We start from the raw sequence: 15,438 nt of genomic DNA on the forward strand, positions 1-15,438 counted from the left end.
GTTCTAACCCCCTTCTCTGTTTCAAGGTTTCCCTTCATTGTGCATCGGATGCTGATTGATCAGTTCGTGATAAAGCTCCGGTCTTCTAAAATCTAAAAAGAAACTGGCACTCATCACTTTTCTTTCTTGCCGGCGCATCTTGTTAATCGGGGCTCCTGGCAAATCAACCACCAACAGGTTTTCCCCTTCATCGAAAGATTCCGCCACCACATTGCCCTTGGGATCCAGCACCATGGCACCGCCGCAAAATTCTTTTTCGCCACCGTCAGAGCCCACTAAATTACAGGCAGCAATGTAAACTCCATTATCATAAGCTCGCGCCGGCATATATTTTAACCAGGAATTCCGGCGGTTCCCCATAATCTGGGGTGATGCATGAGGGGCAAAGATAATTTCTGCGCCTTTTAAAGCTAACACGGTGCTTAGTTCCGGAAAATGCATATCCCAGCAGATTCCGATGCCAAATTGGGCCTTTTCCCCTGAAAAAATCGGCAGATCATCACCTGGCGTAAAACCATCAATTTCGCTTTTTCCCAAGTGAGTTTTGCGATAAGTCAAAAGCCTCCCGTCAGGGAAGGCAACCAACTGGGCAATATAAGGTTTATCGTAAGGGGAGACTTCCGGCAAGCCGGCCATAATCACCATCCCGTAACGCCGGGCCAGGTTCTGAAGGGCTTCAGAGCTTGGTCCCGGCACAATTTCTGGAATTAATAACCCCTTAGTCTTATTGTAGCCGGTAATACACAATTCGGGGAAACAAATCATATCTGCCTTTTGTTCCGCTGCTGCTTCTGCAAATTCTGCGATTTTTTTTAAATTTCCCTCAACATTGCCTGTTTCCGCCTGCATTTGCGCCAAGGCAATTCGTGTATCTTTCATGGCTGACTCCTTAACAATGGTCCAGATTAATCTTCTTCATCAAGCAAAAATTCCAGGTATGGCCGATCTAAGCTGGCCAGACCATTGACCATTAATTCCACCAAACCATCATACTGTAAGTTGTACTTTGCCGTGGCCCCATAATATTCTAAAATATCCCGGATCGCTCCTTTACAATTGGAGCATGGTGCACAAATATACTTAGGAATCTCAGTATTTTCAATGGTATCGGCAAAAGCATCTAAGATTTGCTTAAACTTCATCCTGGTACTCAAGGTATTTCTAAACTCAGCAAAATTCAAATTATTCATAATAGCAAAGCCGCCACCGCCGCCGCAGCAATAGTTATCCACACCATGGGGCGTCATTTCCCGGAACTGAGGAGCAATCACCTTTAAAATTTCTCTCTGGGGTTTGACAATCCCCATTGAACGCACATAATTACAGGGATCATGCAAGGTGACCGGGAAATTGTTTTTGGAAGGATCGAATTTTAATTTTCCGGTTCTGACCAAATCCCATAAAAGAGGCAAGAAGCTTTCTCGAGGCACATAATATGATCCGGTAGCACCTCTGTCCATTGAAACCATGGATGCACGGTGGGCGTGTCCGCATTCTCCAATGATAATTCGATTAACCCCTAATTCCTTAGCCACTTTAAACTGACCGGTGCCAATCTGCTTTGCTTGATAATCATCATACCACAGGCCATAATTTACACTGTCATAACCTAGAATATCGCTGCTTAGAGTCCAATCAAGTCCTGCTTCTTCAAAAAGAATGGCAAAAGCTGCCGGATTTTGGGGCCAGGCCATAAATTCCCCCGCGTTATGGATCAGCAAAATGTCTGCACCTTTTTTATCAATGGGCATTTTGATTTTGCGGCCCGTTTTCTCCTCAATATCTTCCTCAATAAACTCAATCACATCTAAAAAAGCAGGCTTCGACATCCCCGTGGAAGAACCGGTTTTCAATTGGTTCATGGTACCCTTCTCATGCAAAGGTTTAGGCGCAATACCCATTTCCTGGCTGAAAATCTTTCTGATTTCCTTGGCCAAAAGAGCATTGTCCAATCCCAAGGGACATTGTTGGGCACAACGACGGCACAGATTACACCGATAAGCCAATTCTGCCAATCGAGCAAGGGTTTCCCAATTTAAATCGGGATCATTTTCATCCCATTTCTTGATTAATTTCCCGTCCTTATCTAAATATTTCTTGGCAATGCGACGGAAAACTTCGGAACGATAGATCGGACGATAAAGCTCGTTATAACCACTGGCCGGATAGACATGACACCCTTCCGAACAGGTATGGCATTTAGCACAGTATTCAAAGGAAAGAAGCAAGGGCATAATCATGCCTCGGTTGGTATCATCGGAGAAGCTCTTTTCCATACCGGATAAAAACTTCTCGACAAACTCCCTTTCTTCCTCCTTGGTCTTTGGTCGTACCAAATTTTCAATACCGGCATAGCCGTCTAAGAAGGTAATATTCGATTCTGTCCATGAGCCTTTGGGCTCTTTTAAAGCCGGCTGAGACTCAATAGTATTATAGGGTGCCGGTAATTCCATATAATCCGCTAAATTAGGGGTGGAAAGCTGCACATCCTGAGGTTTGCTCATATCTGTTAAAGGTATGATTTTTTTCTTTGCGTTAGCCACCTATACTTTCCTCCTTTATCTTAATTTTCTATTTTCTGATTTCCGGGATAATGAGGAGCAGACCATTGTCCCTTCTGTTTATAACTCTTTCCGGCCGCCACCTTTTCAGCAATTTCATTGCCGGGGAGATAAGGGTCATTATCCCATAATACCTTGTGAAAGGAAAAAAACTTACCCACATAATGACTCATTTTGGTTAGCGGAATATAAATAATTACGGCTCCGGCCAAAACCAAATGAAGGGTTACTAAAGCACTCGGCGCGAATGGAAAAAATGTAAGCATACTGCCCATCATATCATGTCCGTATTGAAACATAGGGTCAGTAATAAAACATAGAAAACCGGTAAAGGCTACAGCAAAAAGGAAAAATAAATTGAAATATTCCAGTCCTGTGGTATACATTTTAAATTCCGGATTCACCATTCTTTTGATTAATAAACCGATGGAACCAATCATCACCATAATAATTCCGGCCCCACCGGCAAGGGCAATCAGGCCGTTTAACAGTGATGAATCAATAAATACCGCCAGAAAGAGCAAAACCAGCCAAGCAATCATAGCGTAAATCCCTAAATGCATGGAATAAGACAACCACCAAAAAGGTCTTTGATTGTCAAATAATTTCTTAATAAATATAATTTCCTTAGCCATATCTATGATTTCTGCAACCAATGAGGTTTCTCTCGGTTTTTCATACCATTTCGTTTCTTCCAGATAAGAACCGCCATATTCGCCGCGGCCTTTTTCCTTGGGCACGGGATAAAGTTCCCATCTGCCGTGCATGGGCATTTTTGCAAAATCATAAGCTTTCTTTAAAGAAAAACCAATGAATGCCAAAAATGCAATATACAAAAAAATCACCAAAAACATCTTTACACCTCCCAAAATATTTACCTTGCTTATTTCCCTCTATATATCATCCCTTTCCTTGCGGAAAGAGCTCGCCGCGGAAACTAAATTTTCCGCCCATCCTTTTGTTCCTAAAGCATGAATATGGTTATAACAAGCTAAAACATTTTTATAAAGAAGGCCGTCTTTTTTACCGTCAACTCCGTGCCCCCGTATCACCTGGAACGCAAAATCAATGCCTGATGTTTCCAGATTAACCACACATGAATTATGGAATTCATGTCCTTTAACGGTGGTATGCAAAGCAAAGAACGGGTTTTCTTTTTCTACTTCCATGATGGTGTAACCATGACCCTGGGGTTTGTTTTTTAATAAAACGTCAAAGGGCAACACCCCCACCATGGGATGGTGTTTTTCCCCGCTGATAATGCTTCTGCCCAGATACATCAGCCCCCCGCATTCTGCATAAACGGGCAGTCCTGCTTCAATTTGCTGGGCAATGGCCGCCCTAATCTTCTGATTTCGCCCCAATTCCTCTGCAAAAATTTCCGGGAAGCCTCCTCCGATAAAAAGGGCGTCCACTTGGGGAAGTGTCGAATCTTCCAAGGCATTAATATAGACCAATTCCGCTCCTGCCCGTTCCAGACTTTCCAAATTTTCCGGATAATAAAAGGTAAAGGAACGATCCTTAATAATACCTACTTTTACCTGATCTTTCGTCCCAGAGGATATTGCTCCATCAAAGTCATTTTTTATGGGCAATGCCGGTGCCTCGGCAGCAATTTCATAAATCTTTTTTAAATCCAGGGTTTGCTGCGCGATGGCAACAATATCATCAATGGCTTGCTGTAATCGTTCATTTTCCTCGGCTGGTACCAAGCCTAAATGGCGATTGGGGATGGAGAATTTTGCGTTTTTGGGGATCACACCCAGAACAGGAAGACCGCAATACTTTTCGATCGCTCCGATTAAAATATCCTGATGCCGGGGACGAGCCACATTGTTCAGAATTACCCCAGCCACATGAACCTGGGGATCAAAATCCTTGAAACCCTTCACCAAGGGGGCGACACTCCTTGTCATGCGGTTACAATTGACCACCAGAATAACCGGCGCTTCGATTATTTTGGCAATCTGAGCCGTACTGCCGCTGCCTTCAAGATCCAGGCCGTCAAACATTCCCATGGCGCCCTCAACTACTGCGATCTGGGCACCCGCTGACCCTGCTTGGGCTACAGATGCTCTAATACTTTCTTCATCCATAAGATAGCAATCCAGGTTCCGGCACAAACGGCCGGAAACCTGGGAGAGCCAGCTGGGATCAATAAAATCCGGTCCCTTTTTAAAAGGCTGAACCGCAAGTCCGCTTTTTACCAAAGCACCAATGAGACCGATGCTCACCGTAGTTTTGCCTGACTGCCCATGAGGAGCACTGATCACGATGCGGGGAATATTCTGTTCTCTCTTCATGGCGGTTCCTCCTTGTTATTCATCTCGTTCTTGATAAATCTTAATCAGCATCAGTTAATTCCGGTAAAGCGGAAGTGCCGCCTTTCATGAAAGAGACATTTTGATAGCCCTTTCCCTGGAGTAAAGTGGCAGCTTCATAGGATCGAATCCCTAAGGGGCAAAAAGCGATAATTTTTCTATGGGGGGGTATCTCACCGTATCTTGCCCTTAATTCCGTGATGGGAATGTTGACCACGACTCCTCCTTTAAGAGGACGTAGTTTTGCTTCTTTGGCTGATCGTACATCCAGCATAATAAAGTCAGCTTTATCTGCCAGCATCTGTTTTACTTCGGGAACAGAAACACCTTTAACCAGACCTTCTTTTAAATTAAGCAAGGCATTTGCTCCATGAATACCAATGTCAATGGGTGTGGAAAAAGGCGGAGCATATCCCGTATCAAAGTGAGAAATCTGTTCCAAATCCGCCCCCATATAAATGGCTGCGGAGTAAACATCCAACCTTTTGATAACCTCACCCATACCCGCCACCTGGGCGCCAAGCAATTTACCTGTTTCTTGATGGGCAATCAACTTTAAAATTGCTTTCCCATGCATCGGATGGTAATGAGCGGTATCATGCCCGGAGACAATGGTGCTGATCACAGGATATCCTAATTTTAGCGCTTCTTTTTCGGTAAGGCCGGTTTTACCTGCATTATACTCACCAGCTTGAATGGCTGATGTGCCCAGGATCCCGGGAAAAGTCTCTTTCTTCCCTGCTAAATTGCTGCCGATAACACGACCGTGTTTATTCGAGGTTGATGCTAGGGGAACATAAACCTTCTGACCTGATACTAAATGAACATTCTCAACACAATCTCCGCCGGCAAAAATATCAGGATCGCTGGTTTGCATGTATTCATTTACCTTAATGGCGCCTGTTTCTCCGATTTCCAACCCGCAATCCCGGGCCAGCTCCACATTAGGCCTGACACCGGTAGCAATAATCACCATATCTGTATCATATATTCCATTTGCGGTAGTAAATTTCTTAACCTGATTCTGTGTGTCCCCTTTTAATGATTTCAAACCCTCGCCTAAGAGCACGTTGACTCCATTGTCTTCTAACTCGCGCTTGATTAAATCAGCCATTTCAGGATCAAAAATACCCGGCATTAATTGATCACTTCGCTCAACTAAAACAACTTCACGGCCCTTTCCGATAAGGGATATGGCAATCTCCAAACCGATGGCACCGCCGCCGATGATGGCGATCTGCTTAATTCCTTCTTCTTTGATTGCGGTGCGAATCGACTCAGCCTGCTGGGGATCATGGAGCACGGTAACTCCATTTAACTGAATTCCCGGTACGTCAGGAACAATGGGATCTGCCCCTACAGCCAATACTAATTGATCATAGGAGATCCGGCTTTCCGTCCCCTTTTCCTTTTGATAAATGACTACCTCTTTCTTTTCCCGATCAATGGCCGTAGCCCGCGTCTTGTTCATGACGTGAACTGCCTTTTCCTGGTCAAAATACTCGATACTTCTTTTCATACCTGATGCCGTGGTCATCAAACTGTCAATATCGGGCAGCATTCCTGCTAAGTAAAGAGGAATTCCGCAACTTCCATAAGAAATAATTTCACCTTGTTCAATGATCGTAATCTCCGCATCCGGCAATAACCGTCTCGCTCGAGAAGCAGCCTTAGGGCCGCATGCAACCCCGCCTATGATGACAATCTTCTTGACCTCTTTCACTTTATCCCCCTCTTTCTTATTTAATTTTTTCTGTTTTCTACCTCTTTCTGATAATTCATTTTAAAATCTTTTTAACTTTTCCCTTATTTTCATCATCTCTCGAGACTTGTAGCCACCCTAAACAAAAGCCTTATATAAACATAAGAGAAAACCTAAACAAGTACTAATTTAACTTAGTGCGGCCATAAGCCGCACTAAGTCTAGTTTTTATTAATTTTAAATATTATACGCAACCGGTAGGTTTGGGTAACCCGGCCACGCGGCAAGCACCTTTTGCAGGGCCGCTGGGGAACAATTCGTAAATTTTTGCATTACTGATACCGGTTGACTTGACAATTTTGCGGATCATAGGAGCGATCCCAAACTGTTTGTAATAATCGTTGATATAATTAACCAATGTCCAATGCTCTTCCGACATTTCATCAACGCCTTCATCTTTTGCCAAAAACTCAGCTAATTCCTTGGTCCAGACCTCCGGATCAGCGATAAAGCCGTCCTCATCCACTTCTACTTGTTGGCCGTTAAAATCAATAAATGCCATATTTTTTACCTCCTGTTGTTTTCTAGGAATTTAAATTTCCTGTACAGTAATTGCATCTTCTGGGCAAACCGCCACGCAGCTTTCGCAACCCTGACATTCATCGCCGACGACTTCACAAACTCCATCATTGACTGCCAGATACTCAACTGGGCAAACATCGACACAAGCGCCGCAACCGGTACATTTTTTGATATCAATATTGACCAAATACATATAGTACACCCCGCTCTGTCATTTTTTAAAGGCGCTGCAAGTTAGGTTCCTGCAGCGTCCTTTGAAGTTTTATTTGATTCTGAGATTAATCTTCTTTGCCTTTAATCCGAACATAAGAAGTACCCAGATAGAGAAATTCTATGATATCTTCATTGCCCAGATCTCTGACAATTTTATCTACGTCTTTTTTCTTTTCACCAAGAGCATCGGCGATGTCACGGGTTTTAGCTTTGCTAACTCCGTTTAGATAAGAAAGAATTCTTTCTCTTAAATCTTCAGCCACTATATTTCACCTCTTTACCATTTAAAGTTGGTAGTTGTACGGAATGTGGGAATGGAGAAAATATAGTCGTCAATATGCTTATCAGTAAAGGGAATACCGGTGCGATCAAAGAATCTTTCCCATCCGATACGACTGATCCATTCGCCCATACGTTCTCCTTTTTTCGCATCCTTGGCCCAGGTTTCAACAATGTTTCTCACCGCTTCAGTTACTTCCGGCCACCGGGGAGCGTTATTAGGCAAGAAAGGAATGGCTAAACGAGAGAAACCAGGAGCGGTTCTGGAATTGGATACCTTACCGCCTACCAGAATAGCAATACCGTCATTCAAGGGATCCATAATTTCCATAGCGGGACACATGGTATAACAGTTACCGCAATACATACATTTTTCTTCCGTTACCTTGACACTCTTGTTCTTGGGATCCGGCTTGATTGCTGCCGTAGGGCAGCTGGCGATAACAGTCGGGATCTCACAAACCTTGGAAACCTTGGTGTGATCAATGCGGGGAGGCGTTCTGTGAATCCCCAGGATCGCAATATCCGAGCAATGCACCGCTCCGCACATGTTTAAGCAGCATGCCATGGCAACTCGCAGTCTTGCCGGCAATAAATCATCATGGGTGAAATAGTCATACAAATCATCCATAACAGCCTTTACAATACCGGAGGCATCGGTAGCAGGCGTATGACAGTGAATCCATCCTTGGGTATGAACGATATTACTAATGGAATTCCCAGTTCCGCCTACAGGCATTCCTTTTTGCTTTAACTCTGCCAACAAGGGATCTACGTTGGCTTCATTAGAGACTAATAACTCTACATTGTGTCGGCTGGTAAAACGCAAGTATCCATCACAATACTTATCAGCCAAATCACACAATTCACGTACAGTGTCCAAGCCTACCAATCTGGGAGAACCTATCCGGATTGTATATAAGGCATCTCCTTTTTCGGATACATGCTTCATGACACCTGGTTTTAAATATTCATGATATAACCATTGGCCATAATTTTCTTTAATAACGGGAGGTAACATTTCCTTATAATCGGGAGGTCCTAAATCTGTTCTGCTCATATACATTCACCCCTTGATATAAATTAAAATAATATTATTAGCTATTATTTTGTAGCTTCATCAGCTTTGATAACTTCATCAGCTTGCCAGAAAATATAAGGATTAGCACGAGGTTCCTTGACCATCTGAGGCACCGGAGGCAAATCAACTGCTCTTAGGAAATTACCCATGCCTAATCGATAAATTAACTCGCCGATTCTTTCACGAGTCTTGCCATGCTCATCCCACCATTCCCAAATGCGGGCAATCAGATCTTTTAACTCGGTGTAAGGTGCTTCCAATGGCATGAAAGGAACGATGACCCAGGAAAGGAACGCTGAACGTAAAATGGTTGATTTACCGCCGATCATCAGGGTAGCGCCTTTTTCCTTGCCGGGACGCACAGCTTTAGGCAAGACATTAATACAATGCATACATCTGGTGCAGTCTTCCGCCTTAACAAAAAGCTCTTTGGTTTCACTGTTAAAGGTTAATGCTTTGGTAGGACATTTTTCGCAAACTCTGCCCTGAATATCCATACCGGAATTCGCATAATTTTTAATTTCTTCCTGATTAATTCTCAGGGTATCACGCCAGGTACCAATAACAGACAGGTCTGATCTGGCAATGGATGCAACACAATCATTGGGGCAACCGGAGAATTTAAACTTAAATTTATAGGGCCACATAGGACGATGCATTTCATCCTGATATTCGTGGGTTAAATTATCGCATACATCCAAAGTGTCGTAACATGCCCATTCACAACGAGCCGGTCCGCAACAGGCACTTGGAGATCTCAACCCGGATCCGGATCCACCCAGATCAAAGCCGGCATCACTGAAGGCATCAAAAGTAGGTTGTAATTCATTAGTCTTGGTTCCTAAAAGAATGATATCCCCTGTGGTTCCATGCAGATTAAGCAATCCGGAACCATGTTCTTCCCACATATCACAAACATTGCGCAGTGTTTTGGTGTCATAGAACCATCCGGCAGGTGAGTTAATACGCAAAGTATGGAATTCGGCAATATTGGGGTATTTTTCCGGTTCATCAGAATAGCGGCCAATAACACCGGCACCATAACCTCGAACCCCTACAATTCCACCGTGTTTCCAGTGACCTTTCTTTTCTTCGTATGACTGCTCCAACTGTGCGATTAAATCTTTTACAGAGTCATTTTTTTCTGCCGCCCTTTTTAAGTCTGTGACAAAACTAGGCCAAGGTCCTTTTTCCAGTTCGTCCAACATGGGGGTCTTTCTTTCCGTCATACCTACACCTCCATAATTAGTAATCCTTTTATTAGGATCAAATACTTCAAGTAGTAATTATGATCTCTGATTTGTCTTTGATTGAGAAATTAGTCACAACTCATTACATATAAACTCGCCAGAGAATTATTACTCATGTTTGATATTTCTCACAAATTCATTCTATAATTAATTCGGCAATAAATAAAATAGAAAATCAATTATGCCAACCATAACAAATAATTATCATTTATGGTTATTTATTAGCACACCCTTCTTTTTGTACATGGTTGCGGCAAAAATCAATAAACAAAGAGAACAGCTTAGAAAAATACTTGTCCTTGTGATGAATCAATTGAAATTCCCTCATAATCTTTAAACCCTTAATGTTCCTGACTGCAATACTTCCATCCATCGCCTCCTTAGCTACACATTTTCGGGATACACAGGAAACGCCTAAGTTTGCTTCTACCGCTTTCTTAATGGCCTCGGTATTTCCCAACTCAAACTTGATTTCATAATTAATATCAAAGTCCTTTAATGCTTCCTCAAAGATTTCTCTGGTACCACTGCCCTGCTCCCGCATAATAAATTCAGCATTTTCCAGTTCCTTTAAATCCACTTCTTCCAGCTGAGCCCAAGGATGGCTGGGAGGTGTGATTAATACCAGTTCATCATCACAAAAATATTCTTCTTGAATTTCACTGGTAAATACCGGACCTTCCACAAAAGCAAAGTCAATTTGATTTTTTAGAATCATATCGGCAATAATCTTCATATTTTCGATGACAATTGATACTTCAATTTCCTTATGCTCCTGATAAAATTTCCCGATGATTTCAGGCAAAAGATAGATGCCAATAGTAGTACTGGCACCGATTCTCAATTTGCCGTTTTTTAATTCACTGTTGTCCTTGATGGTCTTATAGCAATCATCGTAAAGATTTAAAATTCTGCGTACATAATTGAGAAACAGGTCTCCTTCATGGGTAAGATATAGCTTTTTACCGATACGATCAAAAAACTGAATTCCAAAATCATCTTCTAAATCCCGGATCGTTTGACTGATTGCAGGCTGACTGATAAACATCTGATTAGCTACTTCCGTCATGTTTAGTTTTGTGGCAACTTCATAAAATACCCTTAATTTTCTTTCATTCATCACTTGATTCCTCCACCCTACTACGTTTCATCCTTATGATACATTTTATGTCTGCTTTTTAATTTGCGAAAAGTTTTACCAATCAAAGCAAATACTTTGTCTGGGCATTATTATCGTCTAATGCTTCATCTTTCTCTATTTTAACACAAATCTCTCAATAAGCAATATGTTCATATTGCAATTTATTAATAATTTTACCATTATTAATTACATCAACCATGAAGAGTCGCGGTGTGGCAGGGAAGTTAGTTTACCGGGATCCGCCTCCGCCTCCACCAAAGGAGCCGCCGCCCCCACCCAAGCTGGTTGCACCGCCGCCTCCGCTGCTTGCAGAGCTTTGCCCACTATGATATCCCTTGGCAAAACTATGGGTAAACAGCGTCATCATATAGAAATCACCCGCGGTAAACTGGCTTTCCTCCAAAAACTGGGGATAGAGTTCTTCAAACTGCTGGGCTACTTCTTCTGCAATTCCGTAAAGGCTGGCCCAAATAAGCAGATCATCCCAAAGGAACACTTCCTTGGCACCCCGTTCATGGAGCAAGGAAAAATCTTTGAGATAATTCTCAAATTGCACCATATGATTTAATAAGTTTTCACCTGGTGCCGTACCGCTGATTACAGAGCTAGTAAAGAACCTCAGCACCGCCACCTCTTTTTGTTCCAGATATCCTTCATCAATCATCAGGTATTTGGAATCATTACTTAAGTCATCTTTCAAATCTTCGATTTTTTTAAAATTCTTTTTGGCCCATTTCGTAAATTCTTTTTCTTCTAATTTGTTGTCTGCCCCTGCTGCCGCCTGCATCATATTCCAAAGGCGGCTTTCAAAGTCATCTCCTTCCATCTGATGGCGGTTCAATTGCAGGATCGACTGCTCTTTTTTGAAAATAATCCCTTTTTCCTCAGTAATATGATCGATATTGTCTTCTTTCAGCCATTTTAGCAGGAAAGCATTAAAATAATCTTCGATGCGTCCTCTTTCTATTTGTTCCAGCATGTAGGCAACATCCGTCATTGGCCCGTCCGTATAGGGGATCTCCCGATAATATTGATCTTGGTTTAATTTGCGCCGTTCTTTTCCTTTCACTAATGGATTTGCTCTCTTGATAGCCCTGCTTCTTAAAACGAGTCCAATCATGGCAAAAATGGCGGCAAGAACCCCCACAGTAGGCACGGTAAAACCGGCTGCTTTTTCTCCAAATGAAAGGGAAGTATCCTCTTGATTGTACGAGCTTCCTTCTTTGGCTCTGCTTTCTTGTTCCGCCATGGTTTGATCCAGACTCAAAGGAGAATGAAAGGGTTGATGGGCAAACTGCATTAAAATAGTCACATAATTGTTATCGGAAAGAGGTTCTGCCGACCATCCCACCAAAGAGCCATTCTCCAGATAGATCTCACCGTTAAAACCAAATCCCCATATCTTGGTGTTTTCAGATAAAAAGGGTTCTGGTCCTTCGATGGTCATGGTTAGAGATGTGGGATTGATATTTCCCGCACCATCAAAAAACCTCCAATTCATTCCTTGCCCGTCCTGTAACTGACGCACCATATTGCTGATGGTATAAGTTACTTTGTACTCATGATCCCCGTATTCACCGATTCCCCAGCATAGTTCATAACCTGTGTCCGTTTCAACAATGCCGTATTTTCCTGATTTTTCTGCACGGCTGGCTTCAATATCCCAATTCTCCTTATAAATGAGGGGTTCCCCAAAATCACTGACCTTAAAATCAGATATTTGAGAACCGCCCAGGTTTTCCATTTTGATATAGATTTCCGTATCCTTCGTTAAGTTCACCTTCCGGTTTTCCGTCACAATCCCGGAGCCGTCACCTTGTAATTGTACATGAAAATCCAATGACTCCATGGAATTGGCAAAAGCTGTTCCTGGGAATATAAATGCCAAAAGCAGGATCATGCCTGCTTTTTTAAAATATTTCAACCATTGCCTCATCATAAATCAGCTCCAACCCGGCATGTCTGCTTTTTCCGGTGTGTTTTCAAAATATCTTTCAACCGGGAAATTAAACAGCCCTGCAATGATATTACTGGGCACAGATTGCACCCTGCGATTATATTTGGTAACGGTATCATTAAAAATCATTCTGGAATGACGCACCTGTTGCTCATATTTATCTACGTTCATTAAAGTATCCTGATATACCTTGCTTGCCTTCAGATCAGGATAGTTTTCGGCAACAGCATACAATTGGTTCAAGGCTTGTCCGAAAAGGCCGTTATCTTTCTCTACATCGATTACACTGGCTTCACGTCCAAGTTTTGTTCTTTTTTCTGTAATCTCTTCCAGTACCTTTGCTTCATAGTCGGCATACTGTTTGGTCCCCTCAATCATATTCCTAATGGCCTCCCACCGGGATTCAATTTGAGCGGAAATTTGCCCCATGGAATTTCTCACAAATTCCCGATCCTTGATCAGACTATTATAGGTAGTAATTACCCAAGCAAGCACAACGAGAAGTATCCCAATTCCAATTACAAACCCCATTTTACGCCTCCTTTATTTTTATTGAACGCCGCAGGCTCCGTGAAACTCGAATCTACACTTCTGCGATACATCCCCTCCCGGGATTTCCTAGATGTCTATTAATTCGATAAAAAGTGCTCTTTCCCTGCTCATTTTCTAAAATGGGGCTAATTTCCTCGTTTTTTCTTTATATAATCCCCGATGATCTTATATAAGGTAGCCGCAACAGGCACACCCAAAATAATCCCGGGAATACCCCAAATCCCGCCGCCTGCTGCAACTGCTGCAAATACCCAGATACCCGGCAGACCAATGGAACTCCCCACAACTCTTGGATAGATCAGATTTCCTTCTATTTGCTGCAAGATCACGATAAATACCAGAAAAATAACTGTCTGCATTGGATTCACCGTAGCGATCATAAAAGCGCCGATGGCGGCGCCAAGGTAAGCGCCAATAACCGGAATTAATGCACTGACGCCGATAACTGTGCCGGTCATGATCGCATAAGGCAATCTTAAAATCATCATACCGATGGCGCATAGTGTGCCAAGGATCACAGCTTCAAGAAACTGACCGCCGATAAATTTTGTAAAGGATTGATGGGCAGTTCTCAACACATACATGGTCTTTTGGCATTTCTCGGCACTGATCAATGATTCCATCAGCACTGTAAACTGTCTTTGCAGTTTTTCCTTATTAAAAAGTATATACATGGCAAAGATAAATCCAATCACTAATTGCACAATAAATCCTACTAAGCCGGTGATCAAGGACAGAAGATAATTGATAAAAGATTCTGTTCCCGCTGATATAAAAGCAAGGGCTTTCTTAGTCGTTTCCTGCCAGTCGATTTCCAAGGTTTGCAGGGCTTGTTGCAAAGATGGTATTTCATCTGAATGGAAAATAATCCACTGTCTGAATTTTTCCGCTAATGGCGGTATCTCGTCGGACATCAGCTTAAAACTGGCGATTAGTTCCGGAACCACCACATAAATAATTAAAGCGCTTGCTGCAACAAGAATTAACAGGGAGATCAAAAGGCACACTGCTCTGCGGCTTTTATGTATTGTTTTATTTCTTGTTTTCGGGAAGTATATTTTTTCAACTTGCACCAATAAAATATTAAGAATATAGGCAATGACTACTCCGATAAGCAATGAAGATACTGCTTGGATTATATTGGATCCGGCCTGCAGAATACTGGGAAAATGAAGCACAATCAGGCCGGATATCACCGCGATCACTGCGATTGCAATATATTTCTTTATCTCATAATCCTTTAGCATCAATCGTATTCCTCCTATTAGACCGGCTCCTGCCAGTCTATTACATTTTGCACCACAAACCTTATTTGTCACTTTTCGTAACAGGAAGTGCTGCTCATTATCTCTGTGCCACATTTTTTATCTGTTATGATTATTCTGTCTCAAATTCTTACTTATTAATCACACCCTTATCATTAACTGAAAAAAATAGTACTCGTATGGGATTTTATCTTTTACAAGTACTATCAGATAACCAATTAGGATATCTATGCTCCGTCACAATATTTAATTGGTGCATGAACATGATATTGTTGCATAACATTCCTATTTATATCACTTAAAATTTATTCTAAACTTTTTCACGCATCTGTCAATAAGCATTCTGATATCAAAGATTGTTTATGTAAAATAACAGTCTTACCATTGTTTAATGCAGCGCCGGGGATGATTTGAAAACACTTGAAAAATCAGCAGCCACAAATTATACTGTTCTTGATGTAAGGAAAGCAATAAATACCTGCAAAATGAGTTAGTACCTAAGAAGCAAATACCGGCGATAGAACTTTAAGATAA

General features: G+C 42.2%; 14 protein-coding genes. All 14 read right to left on the minus strand.

Features of this window, described 5'->3' with window-relative positions; translation table 11 throughout:
* Positions 1 to 21 precede the first annotated feature (21 nt).
* Positions 22 to 879 (minus strand): nitrilase-related carbon-nitrogen hydrolase, encoded by an 858-nt coding sequence (locus tag CEQ75_RS18140; RefSeq protein WP_089612423.1) that lies wholly within the window; start codon positions 877 to 879, stop codon positions 22 to 24.
* Between the two features lie 26 nt (positions 880 to 905).
* Positions 906 to 2,504, minus strand: a complete 1,599-nt coding sequence (locus tag CEQ75_RS18145; RefSeq protein ID WP_089612704.1) for a (Fe-S)-binding protein — start codon at positions 2,502 to 2,504, stop codon at positions 906 to 908.
* A 59-nt stretch (positions 2,505 to 2,563) separates the two neighbouring features.
* Positions 2,564 to 3,415, minus strand: coding sequence for a respiratory nitrate reductase subunit gamma (locus tag CEQ75_RS18150; RefSeq protein WP_089612424.1), 852 nt, complete (start codon positions 3,413 to 3,415; stop codon positions 2,564 to 2,566).
* A 39-nt stretch (positions 3,416 to 3,454) separates the two neighbouring features.
* Positions 3,455 to 4,864, minus strand: coding sequence for a cobyrinic acid a,c-diamide synthase CobB (locus CEQ75_RS18155; protein WP_089612425.1), 1,410 nt, complete (start codon positions 4,862 to 4,864; stop codon positions 3,455 to 3,457).
* Positions 4,865 to 4,904: 40 nt separating this feature from the next.
* On the minus strand, positions 4,905 to 6,605 hold the full coding sequence (locus CEQ75_RS18160) for an FAD-dependent oxidoreductase (RefSeq protein ID WP_089612426.1): 1,701 nt from the start codon (positions 6,603 to 6,605) through the stop codon (positions 4,905 to 4,907).
* Positions 6,606 to 6,828: 223 nt separating this feature from the next.
* A complete protein-coding gene (locus tag CEQ75_RS18165) occupies positions 6,829 to 7,146 on the minus strand; it encodes a TusE/DsrC/DsvC family sulfur relay protein (protein WP_089612427.1) in 318 nt (105 codons plus the stop codon).
* Between the two features lie 30 nt (positions 7,147 to 7,176).
* The gene (locus CEQ75_RS18170; RefSeq protein ID WP_089612428.1) at positions 7,177 to 7,359 is read right to left on the minus strand and encodes an indolepyruvate ferredoxin oxidoreductase subunit alpha; all 183 of its coding nucleotides are present in this window, start codon (positions 7,357 to 7,359) and stop codon (positions 7,177 to 7,179) included.
* An 85-nt stretch (positions 7,360 to 7,444) separates the two neighbouring features.
* Complete coding sequence (locus CEQ75_RS18175; RefSeq protein ID WP_089612429.1) at positions 7,445 to 7,642, minus strand: hypothetical protein; 198 nt, start codon at positions 7,640 to 7,642, stop codon at positions 7,445 to 7,447.
* Between the two features lie 14 nt (positions 7,643 to 7,656).
* Entirely contained in the window at positions 7,657 to 8,718 is a 1,062-nt protein-coding gene (gene dsrB / locus CEQ75_RS18180) for a dissimilatory-type sulfite reductase subunit beta (RefSeq protein ID WP_089612430.1), read from the minus strand.
* A 44-nt stretch (positions 8,719 to 8,762) separates the two neighbouring features.
* Entirely contained in the window at positions 8,763 to 9,968 is a 1,206-nt protein-coding gene (dsrA, locus tag CEQ75_RS18185; protein ID WP_089612431.1) for a dissimilatory-type sulfite reductase subunit alpha, read from the minus strand.
* Between the two features lie 235 nt (positions 9,969 to 10,203).
* Positions 10,204 to 11,109, minus strand: coding sequence for a LysR family transcriptional regulator (locus tag CEQ75_RS18190; RefSeq protein WP_089612432.1), 906 nt, complete (start codon positions 11,107 to 11,109; stop codon positions 10,204 to 10,206).
* A 250-nt stretch (positions 11,110 to 11,359) separates the two neighbouring features.
* Positions 11,360 to 13,054, minus strand: a complete 1,695-nt coding sequence (locus CEQ75_RS18195) for a DUF2207 family protein (protein ID WP_198306592.1) — start codon at positions 13,052 to 13,054, stop codon at positions 11,360 to 11,362.
* 18 nt (positions 13,055 to 13,072) lie between these two features.
* Positions 13,073 to 13,618 (minus strand): LemA family protein, encoded by a 546-nt coding sequence (locus tag CEQ75_RS18200; RefSeq protein WP_089612433.1) that lies wholly within the window; start codon positions 13,616 to 13,618, stop codon positions 13,073 to 13,075.
* Positions 13,619 to 13,764: 146 nt separating this feature from the next.
* Positions 13,765 to 14,886, minus strand: a complete 1,122-nt coding sequence (locus tag CEQ75_RS18205; RefSeq protein WP_242965505.1) for an AI-2E family transporter — start codon at positions 14,884 to 14,886, stop codon at positions 13,765 to 13,767.
* Positions 14,887 to 15,438 lie beyond the last annotated feature (552 nt).

Source organism: Dehalobacterium formicoaceticum (assembly GCF_002224645.1).
Taxonomy (GTDB): Bacteria; Bacillota; Dehalobacteriia; order Dehalobacteriales; family Dehalobacteriaceae; genus Dehalobacterium; species Dehalobacterium formicoaceticum.